17 protein-coding genes and 1 tRNA gene are annotated in these 18984 nt (G+C 28.4%); 4 read left to right on the top strand and 14 right to left on the bottom strand.

All coding sequences use genetic code 11. The features are described from left to right. Nucleotides 1-32: 32 nt before the first annotated feature. From deoD to KHQ81_04805, 5 genes are all read right to left on the bottom strand, one after another. A complete protein-coding gene (gene deoD / locus KHQ81_04825) occupies nucleotides 33-743 on the bottom strand; it encodes a purine-nucleoside phosphorylase (GenBank protein ID QVK19034.1) in 711 nt (236 codons plus the stop codon). Nucleotides 744-755: 12 nt separating this feature from the next. Beyond that, on the bottom strand, nucleotides 756-1424 hold the full coding sequence (gene deoC / locus KHQ81_04820; GenBank protein QVK19033.1) for a deoxyribose-phosphate aldolase: 669 nt from the start codon (nucleotides 1422-1424) through the stop codon (nucleotides 756-758). A gap of 45 nt (nucleotides 1425-1469) precedes the next feature. After that, a complete protein-coding gene (locus KHQ81_04815) occupies nucleotides 1470-2537 on the bottom strand; it encodes a GGDEF domain-containing protein (GenBank protein QVK19032.1) in 1068 nt (355 codons plus the stop codon). A 321-nt stretch (nucleotides 2538-2858) separates the two neighbouring features. Next, on the bottom strand, nucleotides 2859-3044 hold the full coding sequence (gene rpmF / locus KHQ81_04810) for a 50S ribosomal protein L32 (GenBank protein ID QVK19031.1): 186 nt from the start codon (nucleotides 3042-3044) through the stop codon (nucleotides 2859-2861). Nucleotides 3045-3060: 16 nt separating this feature from the next. Next, nucleotides 3061-3567 (bottom strand): DUF177 domain-containing protein, encoded by a 507-nt coding sequence (locus KHQ81_04805; GenBank protein ID QVK19030.1) that lies wholly within the window; start codon nucleotides 3565-3567, stop codon nucleotides 3061-3063. Nucleotides 3568-3775: 208 nt separating this feature from the next. Here KHQ81_04805 and KHQ81_04800 point away from each other — a divergent pair, with 208 nt between their 5' ends. The 3 genes from KHQ81_04800 to cls all read left to right on the top strand — a co-directional run bounded on the left by KHQ81_04800 (nucleotide 3776) and on the right by cls (nucleotide 7449). After that, a complete protein-coding gene (locus KHQ81_04800) occupies nucleotides 3776-4927 on the top strand; it encodes a nucleotidyltransferase (protein QVK19029.1) in 1152 nt (383 codons plus the stop codon). A gap of 74 nt (nucleotides 4928-5001) precedes the next feature. Continuing rightward, nucleotides 5002-6018 (top strand): P-loop NTPase, encoded by a 1017-nt coding sequence (locus KHQ81_04795; GenBank protein ID QVK19028.1) that lies wholly within the window; start codon nucleotides 5002-5004, stop codon nucleotides 6016-6018. Nucleotides 6019-6102: 84 nt separating this feature from the next. Further along, on the top strand, nucleotides 6103-7449 hold the full coding sequence (gene cls, locus KHQ81_04790; GenBank protein QVK19027.1) for a cardiolipin synthase: 1347 nt from the start codon (nucleotides 6103-6105) through the stop codon (nucleotides 7447-7449). 356 nt (nucleotides 7450-7805) lie between these two features. Here the strand turns inward: cls and KHQ81_04785 are convergent, their stop codons facing one another. The 7 genes from KHQ81_04785 to KHQ81_04755 form a co-directional block, all read right to left on the bottom strand. Next, the gene (locus KHQ81_04785; GenBank protein QVK19552.1) at nucleotides 7806-8249 is read right to left on the bottom strand and encodes a MarR family transcriptional regulator; all 444 of its coding nucleotides are present in this window, start codon (nucleotides 8247-8249) and stop codon (nucleotides 7806-7808) included. 42 nt (nucleotides 8250-8291) lie between these two features. Beyond that, nucleotides 8292-9176 (bottom strand): RluA family pseudouridine synthase, encoded by an 885-nt coding sequence (locus tag KHQ81_04780; GenBank protein ID QVK19026.1) that lies wholly within the window; start codon nucleotides 9174-9176, stop codon nucleotides 8292-8294. 85 nt (nucleotides 9177-9261) lie between these two features. Then, nucleotides 9262-9858, bottom strand: a complete 597-nt coding sequence (yihA, locus tag KHQ81_04775) for a ribosome biogenesis GTP-binding protein YihA/YsxC (protein ID QVK19025.1) — start codon at nucleotides 9856-9858, stop codon at nucleotides 9262-9264. A 22-nt stretch (nucleotides 9859-9880) separates the two neighbouring features. Next, nucleotides 9881-12208 (bottom strand): endopeptidase La, encoded by a 2328-nt coding sequence (lon, locus tag KHQ81_04770; GenBank protein QVK19024.1) that lies wholly within the window; start codon nucleotides 12206-12208, stop codon nucleotides 9881-9883. An 85-nt stretch (nucleotides 12209-12293) separates the two neighbouring features. Continuing rightward, entirely contained in the window at nucleotides 12294-13571 is a 1278-nt protein-coding gene (clpX, locus tag KHQ81_04765) for an ATP-dependent protease ATP-binding subunit ClpX (protein ID QVK19023.1), read from the bottom strand. Between the two features lie 142 nt (nucleotides 13572-13713). Then, nucleotides 13714-15003: a trigger factor gene (gene tig, locus KHQ81_04760; protein ID QVK19022.1), complete on the bottom strand. Its 1290-nt coding sequence runs from the start codon at nucleotides 15001-15003 to the stop codon at nucleotides 13714-13716. 74 nt (nucleotides 15004-15077) lie between these two features. Further along, nucleotides 15078-15995 carry a hypothetical protein gene (locus tag KHQ81_04755; GenBank protein ID QVK19021.1) on the bottom strand — a complete coding sequence of 306 codons (918 nt, stop codon included), beginning with the start codon at nucleotides 15993-15995 and terminating at the stop codon, nucleotides 15078-15080. 284 nt (nucleotides 15996-16279) lie between these two features. Here KHQ81_04755 and KHQ81_04750 point away from each other — a divergent pair. Continuing rightward, nucleotides 16280-16356 (top strand) — tRNA-Arg (locus KHQ81_04750). Between the two features lie 125 nt (nucleotides 16357-16481). Here the strand turns inward: KHQ81_04750 and KHQ81_04745 are convergent. Both KHQ81_04745 and KHQ81_04740 read right to left on the bottom strand, forming a co-directional pair. Next, nucleotides 16482-17402 carry an alpha/beta fold hydrolase gene (locus KHQ81_04745; GenBank protein QVK19020.1) on the bottom strand — a complete coding sequence of 307 codons (921 nt, stop codon included), beginning with the start codon at nucleotides 17400-17402 and terminating at the stop codon, nucleotides 16482-16484. Nucleotides 17403-17452: 50 nt separating this feature from the next. After that, a complete protein-coding gene (locus tag KHQ81_04740) occupies nucleotides 17453-18961 on the bottom strand; it encodes an NAD(P)H-hydrate dehydratase (GenBank protein QVK19019.1) in 1509 nt (502 codons plus the stop codon). Nucleotides 18962-18984: the final 23 nt, after the last annotated feature.

Here is an 18984-nt window from a genome sequence, read left to right as displayed (position 1 = left end):
GTAGAAGTTACCAACCTTAAGTTATTTTTATATTAAGCTAACTCTAAAGCTACTTCCATCATCTTTGTGAAAGCTGTTTGTCTTTCAGCAGATGAAGTTAATTCATGTGTAACTAATGAATCTGATACAGTCAATATTGTTAAAGCGTTTACACCTGCTCTGGCAGCATTTGCATATAAAGCAGCTGCTTCCATTTCAACAGATAAAACACCCATTTTAGCCCATTTTTTCCAACTTTCATTATCATCATCATAGAATACATCACTAGATAAAATGCTTCCTACATGATATGGATATTGAAATTTTTCGGCTTGGTTGACTGCTTTTTGTAAAAGTTCAAAACTAGCAGTAGGAGCATATGTTCCTGGCAATTGATATTGATGTAAATAATTAGAATTTGTTGAAGCACTCATTCCAAATACTAAATCATATAGTTTCATATTCGGTTGCATTGCTCCACAAGATCCAACACGAATTAAGTTTTTCACTCCATAAAAATGAATTAATTCATAGCTATATATCCCTATAGAAGGCATCCCCATGCCTGAACCCATCACAGATATTTTTTTCCCTTTATAAGTTCCTGTAAAACCAAACATATTTCGTACTGCGTTAAATTGCTTCACATCTTCTAAAAAGTTTTCTGCGATAAATTTAGCGCGTAACGGATCTCCTGGAAGAAGTACCGTTTCAGCAATCAAATTTGCTTCTTTTGTTTCAATATGGGGGGTAGGTATAGTCATCTTTTATTCCTCCTAATAATTAGTATCATCACTTACTGTTTCATCTTCCATGATTTTAACACCACTAGAAGCACCAATTCTTGTTGCCCCATTTTCAATCATTTCAAGACAATCTTTTTTACTTCTAACACCACCAGATGCTTTAACACCCATTAACTCGCCTACAGTTTTTCTCATTAATTGAATGTCATGTACGGTTGCTCCACCAGTAGAGAATCCAGTTGAGGTTTTAACGAATTGAGCTTTAGCATCTTTGGCTGCTTGACAACATCTTACGATTTCTTCATCTGATAACAGACAAGTCTCTAAAATAACTTTAACTGTTTTACCAGTGCTACTTTCTACTACAGAACGAATCTCTTTTTCAATATATTCAAAGTCATTAATTTTTGCTCTACCAATATTAATGACCATATCAATTTCATCTGCACCTTTAGTAATAGCATCTTGGGTTTCAAATACTTTTGTTTCAATTGTGTTTGCCCCTAAAGGAAAACCAATGACTGTACAAACTAATACATCAGTCCCTTTCAATAATTCTTTCGCATGTTGAATATGCGTAGGATTTACACAAACTGATTTAAAATCATATTTTTTTGCTTCTTCACACAATTTAACAATGTCTTGTACCGTTGTTTGTGGTTTTAATGCTGTGTGGTCAATAAATTTATTTAATTTCATATTCATTACCTCCGTGTGGAATATTATACCATATCTTTCAAAAAATTACATTACCTTAGGATAATAATCCATGTGGTTATTTAAGAAGACACGATTTCTTCCATTGTATTTTGAATTTAATAATGAATCATATGCTACTTCGATATAATCATCGATGTTTTTACTCTCTATCTTACCATAATACCCTCCGATAGAAACAGAGAGATTAATCTTATTATTATCAATAATTAAATCTTTTATCGCAACTTCTAATCTAATTCTTTCAGAAATAGTTTGCATCATTTTAAATTTTTCATTTATAGAAACAACACAAAATGTATCTCCATCTAACCGATAAACATTTCCATATTCTTCTACATTCTTTTTTATACTATTAGCTACAATTTTTATCACTTGATCACCACAGTAATCTCCATACAATTTATTAATCGCTTTTAATCGATCAATATTAATTAAAATTAGTGAAATATTAGTATCCTTATTCTTTAAAAATTGTAAGGACTGATTTAGCAAACAACAATAATTACTTATATTTGTCTTTTTATCATTAAATAGATTTACTTTATGTAAAACAATATTCCGATTTCTTTTATTTAAGAATAAAACAAGATGAATAATTAAAGTCCAAATGATAAAACATGAAATATTATACAGAACATAGTAATCATAAGTAAGGTGAGATAAAAATAGTTCTGCATTTAAAAAGACAAATGATAAAAAATAGCCAACAGTTATTTTTTTTCGGTAATTTTTAATCAAATTTAAGTTAAAATGGGTAATTAATATCATAAAAAGGTAGGCTATTAATAGAGTATAATTTGAAACAAACAATAAATTTTCCAATACTAAGAATAAGTAAAGAAAAAGCGCATTTTTTAATCCTAAATAGATAATATTTAATGTAAAAATGATGATAAAAACAGATAATAATTGGGAAATACCTAAAAAGTACATTAAAAATATCACCAGATTAACTGGTAATAAAATGATTAAACTTTTTTTATAATATTGAGTATAGGTTTTTCCTTTATATAAAAAGCTAAGAGCCATAATTAAAACAAATAATAATAAGGATTGATAAGTAATTGAGATTATGGTTTCATCAAGTGGCATAAGTATCACCTCTATTGTTTATAATTATACTTTATTTGTTAAATTTGATTACATTATATTATATATTGACATCATTTTTCAATAAATGTTGACTTTTATTGATACAAAAATTTCGACATTTTTTTACAAATCAATGGTTGCACATTGAAATAATGTAACTATATATAAAAAATGTGCTGATTACTCAACACACTTAAATTCAACAAATATAACTAATGACATCATTTTTCAATAATATTGTCAATTTTTGGAATATATTTTCGTCTATGATTTCAGATAAATAAAACAATAAAAAAGGCGCTGATTACTCAACGCGCTTCATTATTCAGAAGTTTCAACAGATATAACTTCTTTTCCGTTATAGTGTCCACATTCACCACAAACATGATGAGGTTTTACATATTCACCACAATTAGGACATTTTACCATTCCTGGAATAGAAATTTTGAAATGACTTCTTCTTTTACGTTTAGCAGTTTTTGATGTACGTCTAAAAGGTACAGCCATTGTTAGCACCTCCTCTTTATTTTTTTAGTAGGTCTTTCAATATAGAAAATCGAGGATCGATTTTATTTTCCTGATTATTTTCATCAACTATTTGCCAATTTTCTCCTTCTTTAGGCATCTTGTTATATGCATTTTCACTAACAACACGTTGAGGAATATTAACAATAATATTTTGCCAAATAACAGGTGCTATTTCAATCGTTTGACCTTTAACGATTGTCATATCATAGTCATAATCTTCCTCTTTAGCATGCTCTTTAAAGGTAAAGAATTCTTTGGTATCAAAATCCATGTGATATTTAACATCCTCTAATGTTAAGGCACAAGGCAATATTAAATCACATTTAATATTTAAATCAAATATCACATCTTCACCTGATAATTGTCCTTTACCTGCAATTACAACTTTAGACATTTTTCTTATCTCGTGATGTTGTGAAGCAATTGAAGAAAAATCTACTGATTCATTGATTTCAAATGGTGTTGTGCCATGTTTCATCAATTCATTGATATAATACTTCAAGATAATCACCTCTATACAACAGTAAAATTATATATTTTTTATACGAAAATGTCAACTTTTTTTATAGAGTTCGTATAAATTTATACTTTTTTATTATAACACATCTCCATTCATTTAGTCTTAATCATTTTTAATTTAGTATTAAATATTTACTAATTGTAAAGATAATATTATAATGAGAAGTAATTCTAACAGGTGTGGTGAGATTATGAAAATTTGTGGTATTATTGTTGAATACAATCCTTTACATAATGGACATGTATATCACCTTAATCAAGTTAAAAAAATAAGTGGATGTGATTTATTAATCGCTGTTATGAGTGGTAATTTTGTTCAGCGTGGACAACCTAGTCTTATCAGTAAGGAAATTCGTACGAAACTTGCTTTACAAGCTGGTGTGGATGTTGTTGTTGAATTACCATATCTATATGCAGTTTCTCATGCTGATTTATTTAGTTTAGGTGCTATCTCTATTTTAAATCATTGTGGTGTTGATGAGATAATTTTTGGAAGCGAATCAAATGATAGTAGTACTTTATTAGAACTAGCAACAAAGATTGATCATCCACATTTTAATGAATTATTAAAAAGTATTATGAATGATGGTTATAGTTATCCTGAAGCTTGTAGTAAAGCACTAAAAATAATCACAAATAAAAATACAGATCTTTTAGCAAATGATTTATTAGGGATTCAATACATCAGAAATATACTTCATATCAATAAAAATATCGCATTTAAGACGATTAAACGAAGAAAATCTAATTATAACGATCAAGAAATCCTTCATGAGGAAATCGCTAGTGCAACAAGTATTCGAAAGGCGTTAATGAAAAAAGAAAATGTAGATCATGTGATACCTGATTATACTAAACAAATGTTGAACAAGACAAAACTCCACTATTGGAATGATTATTTTCCTTATTTAAAATATCAAATAACCAGTCAAAAACATGCTCTAAAGGAAATTCATGATATAAACGAAGGCATAGAAAATGCGATGATTCAACATATTAAAAAAGAAACTAATTATAATCAATTCGTTTCCTCATTAGTATCTAAACGCTATACAAAAGGGAAAATCCAGCGTTTATTAACCCATGTCTTAAACCATGTAACAAAAGAAGAAGTTCAAAAATGGAATATATGGAATGGGCCTCAATATGTACGTATTTTAGGATTTAAAGAAAAGAAAACCCATGATATAAAGCAACTCAAAAAAACTAGTCAAGTACCTATCATAACGAATAAAAATAGAAACAATCATAATTTATTAAAAATAGATTTACGGGCAAGTGAAATATACCATCTAGTTGATTGTGAAAGAGAAAGAAAAATACCTATAATTTATCCTGATTAATTTAAAGTATATTGGTTTATTTTTACAGATGATAGTGATAAAATAATAAAGAAGAAAACTGAAAGGATGATAATATGGTTTCAAAAGAACTATTACAAGAAAAAATTGAAACATTAATTGATCCAACATGTAATAAAACCTTAAAAGCAACCGGTGGTATTCGCTATGTTGGCATTGATGAAGAAAATAATAAAGCAGTTATGGTTATTGCGCTTGAAAAAAAAGATACCAATGAAGCAAAACAGTTTAAAGTACAATTAACAAAATTGATTAAATTAGACTTAGGCTTTTCTGGATTAAAATTAGAAATTGAAGAATTGAATTCTAAGGAAAAAGGTACAGTCTTAGATAAAGAAAAAAAAGTTCGTTATATAGGAATTGCATCAGGAAAAGGTGGGGTTGGTAAATCTACCATTACTGCTAATTTAGCGGTAACTTTTGCGAAATTAGGTCATAAAGTTGGTCTTATTGATGCAGATATTTATGGCCCATCCATCCCAAGTGTAATGGACTTAGATATAATTCATCCTAAAGGTACCGAAGATGAAAAAATTATCCCTTTTGAAAAATTCAATGTTGAAGTCATATCAACTGCTTTCTTTATTGATGATAATAAGCCATTAATGTGGCGTGGACCCATGCTTCACAAAATGCTTGAACATTTCTTATATGATGTCAATTGGAGTGATGATATTGAATATATTTTTGTAGACTTACCTCCAGGAACAGGCGATGTAGCATTAGATATTCAATCACTAATTCCTCAATGTGAAATGATTGTTGTGACAACTCCTCACCCTACTGCTTCTACAATCGCTGTTAAAGCAGGTTTTGGAGCAAGACAATTAAAACATGAAATTATTGGTGTCATTGAAAACATGTCATACTTTAGTAATCCTGAAAACAAGAAACATGAGCTCATATTTGGTCAAGGTGGCGGAGAAGTAGTCGCAAAACAATTAGATGTTCCTCTTTTAGGACAACTAGAAATTGCACAACCAACGACCGGTCATCACTCAATCTATGGTCTAGATGAACCTAATGGATTGGTCTACTTATCAATCGCTAAACAAATCTTACAAATGAAATAAAGAATACATATATTTTAAAAAATTTGGTATCTTAATATAGAATTATCTATATTAAGATACTTTTTTATATAAGGAAGGTAGTTTATGGATCACTTATTATATATCCTTATCGCAATTTACTTGTTAAATTTTTTTTTCGGGCTAAAAATATTATTCAAGCAAAATATTAACCTTTCAAATATGACATACACATTTCTATTAATTATTATTTTTCCTTTTTTCACACCGTTTATCTATTTGTTAATTGTTTCTGATGAACAAATTAGACGTCAATTGATAAAAAAAAGAGAAATTGATGAAAAACATATTCAAACGGTTAAATCAATTACAGTAACTCAACATAATGAAGTTAGGTTATTTAATAATGGTGATTTATTATTTGAAGATATGTTTGAAGAAATTGAACGAGCTGAACATTATATTCATATTAGTTTTTATACTTTTAATACAGATCAAATAGGTAAATCAATAATTAAAAAATTGGAAGAGAAATTAAAACAAAATGTAGATGTTAAAATATTATATGATTCATTAGGTTCCTTTCAAATGAAAAAGAAATATTTTAATAATTTTATTAAACTTGGAGGAGAAATCATTCCTTTCATTAAATTAAAACGAAAATTTTTAAATATCAATTATCGAAACCATCGTAAAATCATGATAATTGATAATAAAATCGCTTATATAGGTGGCTTTAACATTGGTGATAAATATTTAGGAAGAGATAAAAAATTAGGATTATGGGTAGATAGTCAATTAAAAATAATAGGTAATGCGACAACGCCTATTGAAAAACGATTTTTAGCTGATTATATGTATTGTTCAAAAAAAGAAATTGATATAAAACCTTATTTAATGACACATCAATTTAAAGGAAATAAGCTAATAGAAATTCTTTCAAGTGGTCCAGATATTAGTGAAATTAACTATATTGAAAATAAATTTATTCAACATATTTATCAGTCGCAAAAATGTATTTACATACAAACTCCTTATTTAATTTTAAATGATGCTTTTATTAAAGCTTTAAAATATGCGAGTTTAAGAAATGTAGAAATCAAAATCATGATTCCAAACAAAAATGATCATCCCTTTGTTTTGCAAGCAACAAAAGCTTATGCTTCACTTTTAGTAGATGAAAATATTAAAGTCTATTTATTTAATAAAAAGTCCTTTTTACATTCAAAAGTGTTTATATGTGACGATCACTATGTTTCCATTGGAACAACAAATTTTGATATCCATAGTTTTAAATACAATTTAGAAATAAACGCATTTGTTAATGATTCAGACCTAGCGCTCTATACCAAAACAATATTTAATAAACAATTGACATATTGTACAGAATATACAAAAATGATGATTCAAAAAGAATCATCATTAAAAAAAGTAATCGGGAGTTTTTGTAAGTTATTATCTACTATATTATGAATATATTAACCAATAAAATATAGAGTTTTCTAATTAAATTTTACTATATTTTCATACAATGTTTTTCCATCTCATAGGTAATAATAAATAATTAATTATTAAAGAAAAAATTAAAACAAATAACAAACACTGCCAAATAATGAATTCGTACGCTAAAGAATGCTGTATTAGTACTAACCAAAAGAAACACCAATTTACAAGTATTAAATAACTTAAAAGACTATTGATATAAAACTTCTTTTTACCTCTTACATAGATTTGGATAATTTGTTTATCTTTCATAATAAATCTAATTCCTCGTAAATAATTTTTTAACTATTCACAAGGCTTATTTAATACAAGTATATTATTTTTGATTATATCTTTAACGACTCAAAAAAATCTAATAACTTTCTTAAAGAGGAAAGCAATAATTCATCATCATTTACACTTGTTCTAGAAAGAATTTTACTAATCATTTTATCATGAAATGCTTCGTGAATGTTATAAGCCTCTTCTCCCTTTTCAGTTAAAGATAAATAAACAACACGTCTATCTTTTTCACTTCTTTGATTTTTAATATAACCTTTTTGAACTAAACGATTGACTGATGTTGATAAGGTCCCAACGGTTACCATTAGCTTAGAGGCAACTTCACCCATCGATGGAGAGTCCACTTTTTTTACCGCTTCAATAATATGAACCTCTGTGATGGATAAATTTTTCAGTTCATGTGTTTTTAAATTTCTTTCTTCAAGTAATAAAATATGGTTGAACAATTCTACAAGTATTTGATTAATTAATTTTCTATTATCCACTATAACCACCTCTATTTTTTACTATTATATCATAATAATTCTTTTTTATAAAATAATTTTTTTCATATCTTGAGGTAACTCACAAATAATTTCTTGTTTTTTAAAGGTACGAGGTTCTATGAAATTTAGTCTATAAGCATGGAGCGCTTGTCGATTAATGATATCACTTGTCTCATAATATAAACTATCACCTAATATATAAGCCCCAATTGAAGCTAGTGATAATCTTATTTGATGGGTTCTACCACTTTTTAGTTCACATTCAACCAAAGAATATTTTTCATTTTCTTTTAACACCTTGTACAAGGTCATAGAAAGCTTTCCTTTGTCGTTTACCTGATATTTGATATCATTTACATCCTTATGAATTCTTGTCTCTATCGCGCCATTTTTTGCGTTTAAATGCCCATCTATAATCGTTAAGTATTTTTTTATTGTTTGGTTCCGTTCAAATTGTTTAGTTAAAAAACTATGACTATAAGGATTTTTCGCAATCACTAATATTCCACTGGTATCCCTATCTAAACGATTGACAAAACGAATTTTTCTTTTTAAATTTTGTTTTTGAAAATAATAACTTACGGAATTCGCAATTGTATGATTTGTGTGATTTTTAGTGGGATGAACTAAATAATGCGGCGGTTTATCAATGATTAATAAATCATCTGTTTCATATAAAATATTCAAAGGAATATTTTCTGGTTCATAATCATTTGTTTCATTTTCAAAATGTAAAGAAATAATGTCTCCTTCTAATATGCTTTTATTTTTGGTCACTATTTTTTTATTAATCATTAATTGATTATTTTTAATAAAAGCATTTGTTTGTCTAAAAGATAAAATCAATTCATTTTTTAAATAATCAAACAATTTAGCATCTTTATTTACCTTATGAGAAAAAATATTGACATTATTCTCCATAAACATCACTAACTTCCTGTTAAATTTATTATTTTTATTATACCAAATTATATTTTAAAAATCATCATTGCTTAATAAATAAGAGAGTGAACTATTATTGTTCACTCTCTATTAATGTATTCATAATTAATTTCCATGTATCTTCTCTTCCGCTGTTTGTATGAGAAGAATAACGAATAAAATAATCGTCTTTTGAGAAATTAATTGCTTGTTTAATCATTTTCTCATGTCGCATGTAATGCGTTTTGCCAATTTTATCACATTTCGTAGCAACAACAAGGGTTTTAATGTGATAATATTTCAAAAACTCATACATTAAAATATCATCTTCAGTTGGTTTATGACGAAAGTCAATCAACAGAATCGCTAACATCAATTCTTTTCTTGTCTTCAAATAACTTTCAATCATTTGACCAAATGCTTCCCGCTGATGTTTACTTACACGTGCATACCCATAACCAGGTACATCAACAAAATACATACGATCATTTATATTGTAAAAATTCAAGGTTTGCGTTTTTCCTGGGTTACTAGATGTATAAGCTAACTTGTTTCTTTGAACCATTGAATTAATAAATGACGATTTACCCACATTTGATCGTCCGGCAAGTACAATTTCTTTTAATCCATCTTGAGGAAAATGTGATTCATTTGTCCCCATAGCGACTAATTCTGCCTTTGTGATTAACATATTTTCACCACCATAATGAGGTTTAATCATTCACTAACGCAATATCAAATACCTCATTCACTTCTGAAACAGGAATGAATTTTAATTCATTACGTACAATTAATGGAATATCCTCTAAATCTTTTTCATTATCTTTAGGAATGATAATCGTTTTTAAACCTGAACGATGAGCAGCAATTGATTTTTCTTTTAATCCACCAATTGGAAGCACACGACCTCGCAAAGTGATTTCTCCAGTCATTCCAACTAAATGATCAACTTTACGATTGGCTAAAGCAGACATAATCGCAGTTGCCATTGTAATCCCTGCAGATGGTCCATCTTTAGGGATGGCTCCTTCAGGTACATGAATATGAATATCATTATCTTTAAAGATATTAACATCTATTTTATATTTTTCAGCATTCGCTCTAACATAACTAAAAGCAGCTTGTGCTGATTCTTTCATGACATCACCTAATTTACCAGTTAACATTAACTTACCATTTCCTTTAAAGTAAGTTACTTCAACAGGCAGCGTATCTCCACCATATGGGGTATAGGCGAGTCCATTAACAACACCCACTTCATTTTCTTCTTCACCTTTATTATGGAAGAATATCTCTTTACCTAAATACTCCTTTAAATTCTCAGGCGTAAAAGTTACTTTCTTAACCTTTTTCGTTAATATTTCTTTGGTAGCTTTACGGCACAAAGAACCAATATTTCTTTCTAAATTACGTACACCAGCTTCGCGTGTATAAGCACGAATCACCTTAGTTAACGCCTGATCAGTAATGTCTAATTGTTTTTTTTCTAATCCATGCATACCTAACTGTTTAGGAATTAAATGGTTACGTGCAATATGGAATTTTTCAATTTCAGTATAACTACTAACTTCTACAATTTCCATACGATCACGAAGTGGTTCAGGAATATTACCTAAATAATTCGCTGTTGAAATAAATAGGACATGGGATAGGTCAAATGGGTCTTCAATAAAGTGATCACTAAACAATTTATTTTGTTCAGGGTCTAGTACTTCTAACATCGCACTAGCTGGATCCCCTTTATAATCACTTGATAGTTTATCAATTTCATCTAATAAGAAAACTGGATTATTCGTTCCAGCAATTTTCATTTCTTGAATAATTCTACCAGGCATTGCGCCAATATATGTTCTTCTATGTCCACGTATTTCAGCCTCATCTTTAACGCCACCTAAAGATGCTTTAACAAATTTCCGATTTAAAGCATTCGCAACCGATTTAGCTAAAGATGTCTTCCCAACACCAGGAGGTCCTACTAAACATAAAATGGTAGGCGGTGTTTTACCTGTCATAACCTTAACCGCAAGATATTCAATAATCCGTTCTTTTACTTTTTCTAAACCATAATGTTCTGCCTCTAATATTTCTTCTGCATGTTTAATATCATTCTTTTCATCACTTGATTTTGACCATGGAAGTGCAATTAACCAGTCAAGATAAGTTCTAATGATATTTGATTCACTTGAATAATTAGGAATGGATTCAAAACGTCTTAATTCATCTAAAGCTTTCCGTTTTGTTTGTTCTGGCATTCCTGCTTTTTCAATTGCTTCCTTTAACTTAGAGACTTCTGTCTCACGGCTTGCTTTCTCACCTAGTTCATCTTGAATGACCTTCATTTTTTCACGCAAGATGTATTCACGTTGATTTTCTTCAATATTCTTTTTAACTTCGCTAGCGATTTTTTCTTCAATTTGTGATACTTGTTTTGCTTTTTCTATATCCACTAATAGTTTTTCTAAACGGTCATTTATATCAATAATACTAATATACTTTAGCTTTTCATTTTCTGAAGTCTTCAAATGAAATGCGACTATATCAGAAATCTTATCCGCAGTTGTATTGCCTTGAATACTAGCAATTACTTCTTTAGGTGATGTAAATAAAAAATCTGCATTTTCTACAACCGTATTAATTAACATTCTAATTAAAGCAATCTCTTTATCCGCATCATTTGTGATCGATGGTAAGGTTTTTACATGGGTAAAGAAGAAAGGATCATCTTGGAAATACTCTTCAACTGAAGCACGTATTAGTCCTTTCACTTTAACCTTATAATGACCATTAGGTTGTTTAATTTTCATTAATAATTTACATACGATACCAAATTTCATTAAATCATCTGGTTTCGGATTATCTATTAATGGGTCTTGTTGATTGATCAGTACAATATGACCGTCAAAACGTTCTGAATCAACTAAAGCTTTAATGCTTGTTTCTCTTCCAACTTCAATCCGCATTTCATTATTTGGTAAAACAACTAATCCTCGAATCGCAATTGCTGGAAGACTTAATTCTTGTACTTCGTTGAATTTAATCATTTGTATTCCCCTCCAACAAAAGATTTTTTGGGTTTATAACTATTTTATACTCTAATTTCTGTCTTTTTGCAAGATATATACCTATCTAGCTTGTTTTTTTAACTTTTTTAACTTCAGAGATTGTTTCATTATAAACGTATTTAGGCTCTTCATTATTTTGGATGACTTCTTTGGTAATAATACATGTTTTTATATTTTCTTTTGAAGGTAATTCAAACATAATCGCATTCATGATATTTTCAATAATACTTCTTAAGCCACGTGCACCTGTTTTACGTTTAATTGCTTCTTTTGCGATAATTTGTAAAGCTTCTTCTTCAAAAACTAATTTAACATTTTCATAATTAAATAACTTTTCATATTGTTTAATAATCGCATTTTTAGGTTCTCTTAATATTCGTATTAAATCTTCTTCACTTAATGGATTTAAAACACCTAAAACTGGTAAACGACCAACAACCTCTGGAATAAGTCCAAATTTATGTAAATCTTCATGTTCTATTTTTTGATATATTTCATTCTCATCAGCAATATTTTTTATTTGATTAGAATTAAAACCAATGACTTTCTTTCCTAAACGTCTCTTAACAATATCTTCAATACCATCAAAAGCACCACCACAAATAAATAAAACATTTTTAGTATCAAACTGAATAAACTCCTGATTTGGATGTTTTCTTCCGCCTTGTGGTGGAACATTTGCGATTGTTCCTTCTAAAATTTTAAGTAGTGCTTGTTGCACACCTTCACCACTTACATCTCGAGTAATCGATGGATTTTCCGATTTTCTAGCGATTTTATCTAACTCATCAATAAAAATAATTCCCTTTTCAGCTTTATCAATATCATAATCAGCTGCTTGTATTAATCGCAATAAAATATTTTCTACGTCTTCTCCAACATAACCTGCTTCTGTTAAACTCGTTGCATCGCTGATTGCGAAGGGAACATCTAAAATTCTCGCTAATGTTTGCGCTAGAAGTGTTTTTCCACTTCCTGTTTTACCAATCAGAATAACATTGCTTTTTTCAATTTCTACATCGGTATCATCATCTTCATTTTCTAGTAATCTTTTATAGTGATTATATACAGCAACAGCTAAAACTTTCTTCACCTTATCTTGACCAATGACATAATCATTTAAAATATCATAAATTTGTTTTGGTTTTAATATCTTTTCTTTATCAATAACTTCTTCACTAATTCCATATATGTCTTCTATTTTTTCTTTCTTCAACATATCTGCGCACATATAAACACATTGGTCACATATATAAACATCTTCACCATAAATGATACGATTCACTTCATGAGTTGAACGTCCACAAAATGAACACATTATTTCTTCATTCATTTTACTCATTATAACACCTCTCTATGTAAATACTCTGTTACTCTGATAAAGATAGTAGCTTCTTAGGTTAAATAAAGGTACCAATGGTAGCTCATTAGGTTAAATAAAGGTACCAATGCCTTCTTTAAAAGAGACATTAGGTACCTTACTACTATATTCTTGAAGTATTTTCTACTAAAAAGTCAACGGCTTTACGAATTTTAATATTATCTTCTAAATCTGTTGTATCAGGGAAAGCTGCTTTAATTTGATCAATTGGCATATTATAAGCTTTTGCCATTTTTTCAAATTCTTCATCTAATTCTTCTGCAGTTACTTCAATGTTTTCAACTTCTGCAATTTTTTCAAGCGTTAAATTATAACGGATTTGTTTTGTTGCTTCACCCTTAAATTGTTCTTGTAAACCTTCTTTTGTACCACCTGTATATTGTAAATATAAATCTAAATTGATACCTTGTTGTTCTAATCGTTTTGTAGCATCATGCATCATTCTATCTGTTTCAGCTTTAATCATTTCATCAGGAACATTAATTTCAGCATTATTTGCGGCTGTATCTACAACAGTATCAACGATATGATTTTTCGCTTCTGTTTCCTTTTTATTCGTTAAGGTATTTTTTACATCTTCTTTTAATTCATCAACAGTATTAATATTTTCACGATTTAATTCTTTAACAAAATCTTCATCGAAAGCAGGTACTTCAAGTGTTTTTACTTCATGACAAGTTACATTAAATTGTACTTCTTGACCTTTTAAATCTTCTGAATGATATTCCTCAGGGAAAGTAACATTAATCGTTTTACTTTCACCCGCTTTAATACCGATTAATTGTTCTTCAAAACCAGGGATAAAACTATTTGATCCTAATTTAAGTGAATGATTTTGAGCAGTTCCACCTTCGAAAGCAACACCATCTTTAATTCCTTCATAATCAATCACAACAGTATCAAGATTTTCTGCTTCACTTTCTTTTACAACAAGTTCTGCGTGTTGATCTAATAATTTTTTAATTTCAGCATCAACATCTTCATCTGTAACTTCAGTAGAAAGTTCTTTTACTTCAATACCTTTGTAATCCCCTAATTTAACTTCAGGTTTAACCGTTACAGTTGCATAAAAAGTAAATGGTTGATCTTTTCCAATAGTTTCAAAATCAACATCGATATTTGGTTGAGCAACTGGTTCTATTTTAGATTCTAAAACAGCATCAGGATATACCTTAGGGATTATATGGTTAATTGCTTCTTCATATAAAGATTCAACACCGAATTTTTTTTCAAATAGGTTTCTTGGTATTTTTCCTTTTCGAAAACCAGGAACACTAACTTCTTTCACAACTTTTTTAAAAGCTACATCTAATGCCTCATTAAATGCTTCTGCTTCAACTGTTACGGTCAGTTTCACTTTATTTTCTTCAATTTTTTCAACTTTTACAGTCATTTGTTAACCTCCAAATTTATATTCATACAATGTATTATTATAACATAAAACTTGATTTTGTAAAATATTTCATACTAAAAATAATAAAATAATCGCTTTAGTTCAATTTGATATAATTTACTTATATCTTCCGTATTAAAAGATAGGCTAATTGTTTTAAGCAACAACGTATGCAAAACAGCACTCGCTAGGTTTAAATCATCTATTAATTGAGGATAATATTTAATACAAAAGTCTAACCAAATATTTCTAATATATGCTTTTTCAAATAGTTGATTTATTTTTTCATTCTTTAAAACAATATCAATTGGTTCAATATATCTATTATCATTTAAAACATCAATAAAGTTTTCTTTTGTGATTAAAAACTGTTTTCCATAATGGTTCGTATAATTCAATTCATCTTTTATATTATTAGTTATTAGATATTTTAAAAAAATAAACTTCACAAACGAATCAATTTGTGGATTATTTAAAAATTGATTAATTTCAATTTCATATTTAGAAACATTTAATTTTTCTAAATTTAAAATAATTTGTATGTGATCTTCAAAATCATCGCTTTTAAAGAATTTCATCATAAACCCATTTTGATGACTTAGTTTTTCTTCTACTAATATCTGTAATTCATCTAAATAAGATTTAAAATCAACTGAAAAATCTTTATTTTCCTTATAAATTTTAATCAACTCATTTACCTCAATATATTGTTCTTCTAAAACCATTGTGTATAAATATTTTTTAATTAAATAAGTTTCTTCTACATTTTTATCAATAAATTCATTTTCAATCATCTTATATACCTCTTCGAATTGATGTAACTCAATATGACAATCAATCACGTATTTTATGCAATCTTTTTTAAGATATTTCAATTTCATTGCTTTTTCAAATAAAAATATCGCTTTTTCATAATGATGATTTTTAAAACATTTTTTCCCTTCATTATAATATTTGAATTCATTTTTTGGAAAAAGTATCAGTCTTTCCATAAAGAAATACTCCTCATTTACAGATTTTACCATCATTATTATTATTCAATTTTATTATTTTCATGAGGTATTAGACAAAAAAAGTTAAAAAAGGACCTAAATAAAAAGAATATTAAAACTAAATAGAAAAATATAAAAATTTATTTTTTCTTTTTTAATTAATTTATCCAAATATATCATTATTAATTTTAAAAAATTTGCATAAACCTAAAGAAGTATGAAAAAAATATAAAAAAGATATTGCTTTTAGTCGTAATTTATAGTACAATAATTTTTGTCAATACGGGGCGTTAGCACAACTGGATAGCGCAACGGCCTTCTAAGCCGTCGGTTAGGGGTTCGAGTCCCTTACGTCCCGCCATTAAAACAATAAAATCTATTTAATAGACATTATTAAATAATGTGTATTAAATAGATTTTTTTTATCCCTTATTTAAACTTTACCTTAGTATTTCCTTAATATATTTAATATCATAAACATTTCTTTCAAGATTCAATGCTTTTAATCGTTTTTATTACTAAATCTAAATCAGTTAAATGAATAAAATGACCACTATTCGATGCTTCAATATATTCACAATTTTTTGATAAACCTATATACCTTTTCATAATCTCTTGCCATACATTTTCTACTTTTGTAGCTGTTATTTCATCTAAATAGGCAAATTGATTTAATTCTTTAATATAAAAACTACTTGAATGGGTTATTAATTTAACATGAATACTCTCTAAAGAACTAGACTTGATTGCTTCTACGATTTCTTCAGTTGAATTATCATGATGTGTGAAGAAATATTCTTTTAACGCTGTTTGATAAGTTTTTCTCTTAGTTAATGACTTTAATAAATATTGACTCGCTTCTTTACTATAATTATGATAATAAAAAGGTGGAGATTTTTTAAGCAACGGTTTAAATAAAAACCCTAGACCTAATGATGTTAAAACTAGACCTAACTTATGACTTGAGGTTTTATCAACTCCACTGCTACAATACTCTTCTTTACTCAATTTTAATTTAAATTCATCATCAAATGGCGTTGCAGGATCTAACAAAACTAAGGCTTTTATCTTTTCTTTATAATCTAGAGCATACTGAATTAAATTTATACCACCTTGAGAATGACCTATCAAAATAATATTACTGTTAATATTTAGATGTTCAATTAATTTATTCAATTCTAAAGCAATATTTTTTGGTGTCCTCTTTAATTTTGACTTACTACTTTTACCATAACCCGCTCTATCATACACAAGTACACGATAGTCATTACTTAGTTTTTGTGCAATATGCCACCATTCAGCACTACATGAACCGAGACATGTATCAATGACAATTGTATTTTTATTATCACTATTTGCATATAGTTTATATGCAAGTTTTGTACTCCCTATACCACATATTTTCATCTTTTCCCTCCTAATAAATTCTTATAACAAACTCACTCCATTAATAAAATTTATCTATCTACCAATTCTTTTAATACTTTTGGAACATTTTTAATAATATCTGTTGCGACCATCGCATATTCTCCAAATTCATCTTTCGCATAATTTCCAGCAGATGAATGTATGTGAACGCCTAATCGACAAGCATTTAAAGAATCCATTCCCTGTCCAACAAGACTTGATATAATACCTGTTAATACATCTCCACTTCCTGCTGTAGCCATCCCTGGATTACCTATATGACTGAAAAACATTTCATCTTGATTAGCAATGATTGTACAAGGACCTTTTAAAACAACAGTTAACCTATACTTATTAGTTAATAGGTTTACAGCCTCTATTGGATTTTCTTTAATATAAGAGGTCTCTTTTCCAAGAAGCATAGCCATTTCTCCAAGATGAGGAGTAATAATGACTTGTTGATGATTAAGTTTTTCTAATAATCCTTTTAAATAATATATTCCATCAGCATCTATTACAAGTGGAATTTCAGTCTCTAATAATTGATTTAAGATATTAATATAACGATTATCACTTCTACCTAACCCAGGCCCAAACGCGATCACTTTTTTCTTATCTAACATATTGACTATTGATTCTTCATTTACATAAGGTTTAATCATTATTTCAGGATAGATATTATTTAAATAGTTAATATAATTTTCATGAATCGCAACTGATGATAAACCAGAGCCTATTCTAAGTGCTGCATAAGCACACATTAAAGGAGCCCCAGTCATCCCAAGACCTCCACCAATTGTTAATACATGACCATAATGATATTTATGGGTATTGTGTTTTCGTTTACCTAATTGTGGGATATCGGTTTGTAAATATCTGTTAGAAGTAATTTTATCTTGTAAAATACCGACATCTAATACTTTACTTTTTCCATGATAATCTAGGGCATCATTTAGTAAATTCCCTAACTTATAATTTTGTACAATTCCAGTAAAATCAGCTTTTACCGCAATGTTTTCAACATTCCCATTATTTCCATTAATTCCAGAAGGAATATCAATACTAAATACATAGGCGTCAATAGCATTAATCTTCTCAATTGCTTGATAAGTAATTCCTTCAATTCCCCTATTTAATCCTATACCAAATAACCCCTCTATAATAACATTCGTTTTACTGATTATATCTTCAAATGGTTTTATAGATGAGGGGTGGTTTAAATTGAAAATATTTACTTTTAAGGAAATAAGTCGTTCCAAATTTGTTTTTGTTTCACTAGATAAATACTTCATATCTCCAACAATCACTACATCAACATTATAATCATTCTCGATTAAGTAACGCCCAACAACTAAACTATCACCACCATTATTACCCAGTCCAGAAATAATCGTGATATTAGCTTGTTTCTTATCTAGTTTACACTCGTCTAAAAAACATTCATAGATTTTTTCACCTGCATCTTCCATTAACTCTAAAGAAGAAATCCCCTTTTTATAACAGGTATCAACATCTAATATTTTCATCTCTTTTGTGGTTAAGACATTGTGAATACTCATGATATACACCTCAAATCTTATCA

The sequence above is a fragment of the Mycoplasmatota bacterium genome (genome assembly GCA_018394295.1).
Taxonomy (GTDB): Bacteria; Bacillota_I; Bacilli_A; order Haloplasmatales; family Haloplasmataceae; genus JAENYC01.
Note: the sequence above shows the minus strand (reverse complement) of the source record. Positions and strands in the feature narration are given on the sequence as shown.

What these genes read in the sequence shown, in the direction of transcription:
- tig (QVK19022.1), bottom strand. Translation starts at nt 15,003, where the DNA reads ATGACTGTAAAAGTTGAAAAAATTGAAGAAAATAAAGTGAAACTGACC.
- clpX (QVK19023.1), bottom strand. Translation starts at nt 13,571, where the DNA reads ATGAGTAAAATGAATGAAGAAATAATGTGTTCATTTTGTGGACGTTCA.
- cls (QVK19027.1), top strand. Translation starts at nt 6,103, where the DNA reads ATGGATCACTTATTATATATCCTTATCGCAATTTACTTGTTAAATTTT.
- deoD (QVK19034.1), bottom strand. Translation starts at nt 743, where the DNA reads ATGACTATACCTACCCCCCATATTGAAACAAAAGAAGCAAATTTGATT.
- rpmF (QVK19031.1), bottom strand. Translation starts at nt 3,044, where the DNA reads ATGGCTGTACCTTTTAGACGTACATCAAAAACTGCTAAACGTAAAAGA.
- KHQ81_04755 (QVK19021.1), bottom strand. Translation starts at nt 15,995, where the DNA reads ATGGAAAGACTGATACTTTTTCCAAAAAATGAATTCAAATATTATAAT.
- deoC (QVK19033.1), bottom strand. Translation starts at nt 1,424, where the DNA reads ATGAAATTAAATAAATTTATTGACCACACAGCATTAAAACCACAAACA.
- KHQ81_04800 (QVK19029.1), top strand. Translation starts at nt 3,776, where the DNA reads ATGAAAATTTGTGGTATTATTGTTGAATACAATCCTTTACATAATGGA.
- KHQ81_04815 (QVK19032.1), bottom strand. Translation starts at nt 2,537, where the DNA reads ATGCCACTTGATGAAACCATAATCTCAATTACTTATCAATCCTTATTA.
- KHQ81_04795 (QVK19028.1), top strand. Translation starts at nt 5,002, where the DNA reads ATGGTTTCAAAAGAACTATTACAAGAAAAAATTGAAACATTAATTGAT.
- yihA (QVK19025.1), bottom strand. Translation starts at nt 9,858, where the DNA reads ATGTTAATCACAAAGGCAGAATTAGTCGCTATGGGGACAAATGAATCA.
- KHQ81_04740 (QVK19019.1), bottom strand. Translation starts at nt 18,961, where the DNA reads ATGAGTATTCACAATGTCTTAACCACAAAAGAGATGAAAATATTAGAT.
- lon (QVK19024.1), bottom strand. Translation starts at nt 12,208, where the DNA reads ATGATTAAATTCAACGAAGTACAAGAATTAAGTCTTCCAGCAATTGCG.
- KHQ81_04745 (QVK19020.1), bottom strand. Translation starts at nt 17,402, where the DNA reads ATGAAAATATGTGGTATAGGGAGTACAAAACTTGCATATAAACTATAT.